This is a genomic window from Streptomyces sp. XM83C (genome assembly GCF_023072675.1).
Classification (GTDB): Bacteria; Actinomycetota; Actinomycetes; order Streptomycetales; family Streptomycetaceae; genus Streptomyces; species Streptomyces thermocoprophilus.
On record NZ_JALLGL010000390.1, the window covers coordinates 1 to 4978 of the forward strand.

The window sequence follows — 4978 nt, forward strand, 5'->3', positions numbered from 1 at the left end:
GCCTGGAGCAACTGCTCCGCCTCCGCCCGCCGCGCGAGCACAACCTCCTCCTCCGCCCCCTCGGCGTCCACCGCCGCATACGCGTCCAGCACCGCCCGCGCCCGCGCCCCCGCGTCCCCGCTCCGGCCGAGGTCGGCCTCCATCCACCCCGCGGCCAGCTCCGCACCGGTGCGACTGTGCAGGGCGACGGCCCCGAGCCCGGCGAACACGTCGATCGCGGCACGGACCTGGACCAGGGCCTCCTCCAGGTCCTCGTCCCGAGCGAGCAGATCCGCGAACTGCCGGTGCGTATGCCCGACCTCGGCTCGCAGCCGCAGCAGCTCATCGCCCTGCCCCGAGCCGCGGCTCTCACCCTGCCCGGCGCCGGACGCAACGCCCTCGCCCTGCCCGGCGCCGGGCGAGGCATCCTCCGCCGCGGCAGCGGCCTCGGCAGCCGCCCCGCACGCCTCCAACGCCCGCCGCATCAACCCTCGAGCCGACCCCCCGTCGTCCCCCCGCAACGCGAGCCACGCCCGGGCACGCAGCGCCCGCACCAGCCCGTGCGGGTTGCCCAGCGCCTCCCACAGTTCACCCGCACGCGCGTACGCCCGCTCCGCCTCGACTGTCATCCCGGCCTGCCCGAGGCTCTCCGCGGCGAGGTGGGCGAGCGCGGCGTGGTCCTGCTGGTCGGGCCAGTGCCGGGCGATGTCCGCCGCCCGCAGCCGGCGTTCCGCGGCGGCCCGGTGCTCGCCCAGCTCGGCCAGGCAGTCCCCGAGCCACCACAGGGTCTGGACGACGGTGCCGTCGCCGTGCGTCTCGACGGTCAGGTCGTACAGCGCGGACTCCAGCACCTCCGCGGCCTCCGCCCAGCGGCCCTGCCGGACCAGGAACCCGCCGAGCTGGTGCCGCGCCCAGGCGCCGAGGGTCGGGCCCTCGCCCGCCTCGTCGGCCCAGTGCGCCGCCTCCAGCGCATGGCCGGCGGCCTCCTCGTTGTCGCCGCGCTCGCCGACGACCTCCCCGAGCTGGAGGTGGAGCTGGGCGCGCCCCACCGGGTCCAGGAGTTCCCCGCCGTGCTCCAGGGCGGCCCGCAGCGCCCGCTCCGCCTCGGGCGGATCGCCGAGGTGGTGGGCGAGTTGCGCGAGGCGTGCCTCGTACTCCACCGCGAACCACGGCACGCCCGCCGCCACGAAGCCGTCGGCGGCCCGCGCGAACAGCTCGGCGCCCGCGCGGGGATCCCCGCCGCGTGCCGCCAGCTCGGCGAGCATCGCGAGGGACTCGGCGCGCCGCGCCGCGAGCCGTACGTCGTCCCCGACGCGCTCCTCGACCAGCGCCAGCACCTCACGGACCGCGGCCTCGGCGGCCTCGGCGTCGGCCGCGTCGACCGGCCCGTCCGCCTCGTGCACCCGGCGCATCAGGATCCGCGCCCGGCTCATCAGCACGGACGCGGTCTGCCGGATCCCGGCACCGGCCTCGCCACGCGCCCCACCGGCCCCGCCCTCGCCACGAGGCGTGGGGGACGCACCCTCCGCGCCCGCCGCGGAGCTGTCGCCCGCGCCGCGCCCCGCGGGGGCCCCGCCCTCGGCCCCCAGCGCCAGGATCCGCTCGTACGGCTCAGCCACCGCCGCCAGCGCCCCGTCGACGTCCCCGGACAGCGCCCGCGCGTACGCGCCACGCGCGCGTGCCGCCAGCGACTCGCCGGTGTCGCCGGCCTCCGCGTACAGCTCGGCCGCCCGCTCGAACAGCTCGGCGCCCTCCGGGCCGCGTGCCATCGCCTCGTGGTCGGTCAGCTCCGCCCGGTCGTACGCCGACAGCTCGTCCGGTCCCGCGGCCCGCGCCACCGCCGCCCACGCCTCCATAGCGCCCGGCCGCAGCGCGTCCGACAGCCGCCGGGCCTCCGCGATCAGCGCGGGCAGGTCGGGCGTCCCGGGCGGCGTGGAGGGCGCGGCCGGCGCCTTCGCCGGTACCGGACGCGGGCCGGGGGTGCGCACCGTGCGCACACCCAGCGGCAGACGCTCCGCGAACGGCGTCTGCGCCATGCGGGCGCGGGCGCGCTCGCTCACATGGCTGGTGCCGTTGCGCTCGTCGAAACGGGCCGCCAGCGCCAGCGCCTCCTCGCGCGCGTGCCCGGCCAGTTCGCCCGCCGTCCAGGCGCGGCCCGCCGGCCCCGGCACCTGCCGGTCGGCCATGCCGAGCGCGCACAGCCGGTCCATCAGCAGGGCGACCGCGGCCATGAAGTCCAGCTTGCTGCGCGGATGGCCGTCGTCGGTGAAGTACGCGGGCCGCTCCGCGAGCAGTTCCAGACCGCGCGCCTCGTTGCCGGTCAGCGCGCAGAACTCCACATGGTCGGCGTACGAGCCGCGCATGCTCTCCATGGACCGCACCAGCCGGAAGCCCCGCAGATGGTGGGCGCGCGCCTCGTCGGTGCGGCCCAGCCGCAGCAGCGGCACCAGGGACGCGGCGAGGACGGAGTGCGGCTCGTGCGCGCAGGTGTACTCGCCGCGCACCACCGGGCCCCACAGCTCCAGCGCCTCCTCGTACCGCCCGCGCACGGACTGCCACCAGCCCTGCCGGTGCAGTTCGCAGGCGTGGCAGTCGGCCATGCTGTCGCGGTCGGCGGCCAGCCAGCCCGCGTACGCCCGTTCCGCGCGCGGCACGTCCCCGATGTGCGCGGCGACGCTGAACTCCGCGCTGCGCACCGCCCGCATGGAGTGGCCGGCCAGCCTATAGCGGTGCTCCATCTCCGCCAGCCACTTCTCGATGGAGGCGAGCGGGATGTGCGGCTGGTCGAGCATGCCGGCCGTCATCCACTTGAACACCCAGTGCAGCGAGTGAGCCTCGTACTCGTCGAAGTCCTCGGGCCGTTCGTCCCACATCCGCAGCAGCCGCGCGAAGGGGACGAACATCTTCGACTTCTCGGAGCTGTAGTTGTAGACCTTCAGCTGGTGCGCCAGCGCCTCGATCACCGCGAGCGGGATGTTCAGCTTCTCGGCCTCGGCGAGCAGTTGCTCCGCGCGCGCGTTGCGGGCGGGTCCCTCCGGCTGCTCGGAGTTCTCCGCCATCGCCCGGCGCAGGGAGTCGAAGTCCGTGATCCCCGTCATCGTCCGTCGCCCTCCCCGTGCGTGGCCCACTCCAGCAGGCCTATGAACGCCCTGTTGAGCAGCGCCGAGTCGGCGGGCCGCAGCGGGCGCTGCGCCATCAGCAGGGCCTGCCCGTACAGCGACTCGGCCGCCGTGCCGATCAGCTCCGCGTCCTTCAGCGAACTGATCCGCCGTACCAGCGGATTGAGATGGTTGAGCACCAGCCGCGCGCGGGGTGCGCTGCCGCGCAGCGAGCCGAGGATGCCCGCCCACAGGTCGTCGGCCTGCTCCTCGGCCTCGGCGCGGGCCTGTTCGTGCCGGGCGTCCCGGTCGTCCAGGTGCAGCGCGGGCACCGACAGCGGGTGGAAGGCCCGCAGCACGACATCGCAGCCCAGCGGGTCGAGCTTGGCCCGCGCGGCGGACAGGAACCCGGCCAGCGCCAGCTCCTCCGCCGGGTCCACGGCGTCCAGGTGGGCGGTGACGGTGTCGGCGTCCAGTTCGGCGACGACCGTGCCGGGCCGTACCGAGGGCAGCGCCTCGACCAGTTCGCTGTCGTACGTGTAACCGCCGTTGATCACGCCGACGCCCTGCGCCGAGGCGATCGGCGCGACCTGCCGGTACTCCTCCACCGTGCGGGTGAAGTGCACCACCGGGTGGCGCTGCGCGAACTCCTCCAGCGACAGCCGGCCGTCGCTCGTCTCGAACGGCAGCCACGGCAGCATCGTGCGCAGCATGTCCTTGTCGTGCCGGGCCAGCGACTTCACGCCCAGATGGTGCACGGACAGGAACGCCGCGAGCCGTTCCGGGTCGCCGGCCGCGAGGCCCGTCAGCCATGTGCGGATGCGTTCGCCGAGCGCCTCCCGCACGGCGGCCAGCGTCTCGTCCTCGTACAACGCCTCGCGCGAGGCGGTGGGCCGCAGGCTGTCGGTGTCGACGACGCAGCGCACGAAGAACGCCCAGTCGGGCAGCAGCTGTTCGGCGCGCTCGGTGAGCAGCATGCCCTTCAGATGCACGCGGTGCCCGGCGCGCTGGGCCGGGCTGACCGCCGACGGCAGCACGTATGCGACGCCGCGGATCCCGGCGAGCGGCACGTCGAGGTCGATGGTGTCCAGCGGGGTGAACCCGAACAGGGTGTGGCAGTGCCGGGCCAGTGCCACGCGGCGTGTCGCGGGGCTCGGGTAGGGCCGGTCCCAGGGCGCCGGAAGGTCGGTGACCTGTTCGTCGCCCACGCGCACGTCGTACGGCAGCAGCGAGCCGAAGTCCCGGGCCAGGGTCAGCACGCGGTCGGCGGCCAGCCACTCCGCGGCCCCGGCCCGCGCCCGGAGGTGCACGGTGGTGCCGGGTTCCGGCCGCGCGTCCGGGGGCAGGGTGCGCACGGTGTACGAGCCGTCGTCGCGTGCCGTCCACTCCACCGGCGGCGCGTCCGGGGTGCGGGCGCTGCGGCTGACGACGCGGATGCGTTCCGCCACCACGAAGCAGGCCAGCAGGCCGATGCCGAACTGGCCGAGGAAGTCGGAGCGGGCCTCCTGAAGCCCGTCCGACCGTTTGGAGCTGCGGCCGATGGTCGCCAGCAGGTCGTGCACGTCCGTTTCGGTGAGGCCGATGCCGGAGTCCTCCACCCGCAGGGTGCCGCCCTCCGCGTGCAGTCGGACCTGTGCGGGCGCGCCGGGCTCCTCGGCCCGCCGGGCGGTGATCGCGTCCACCGCGTTCTGCAGCAGCTCGCGCAGATAGACCTTGGGACTTGAGTACAGGTGGTGGGAGAGCAGGTCCACGAGGCCGCGCAGGTCGACCTGGAACGTATGAGGTGTGTGAGGCGACTGGGATACCTGGGATGACTGTGAGGTCTGCGAGTCCATCGTCACAGCGCCGCTGGTGGGGGAGCCGGACGGCGCTGTGACGATGGACTCGCAGACCTCACAGTC

General features: G+C 75.2%; 2 protein-coding genes. Both read right to left on the bottom strand.

Going from position 1 to position 4978, the window contains the following annotated elements; translation table 11 throughout:
* On the bottom strand, positions 1-3077 hold a 3077-nt coding region (locus tag MTQ10_RS27815; RefSeq protein WP_247473043.1), incomplete at its 3' end, for a hypothetical protein.
* Complete coding sequence (locus MTQ10_RS27820) at positions 3074-4912, bottom strand: HSP90 family protein (protein ID WP_247473044.1); 1839 nt, start codon at positions 4910-4912, stop codon at positions 3074-3076. The genes MTQ10_RS27820 and MTQ10_RS27815, both read right to left, overlap by 4 nt.
* Positions 4913-4978: the final 66 nt, after the last annotated feature.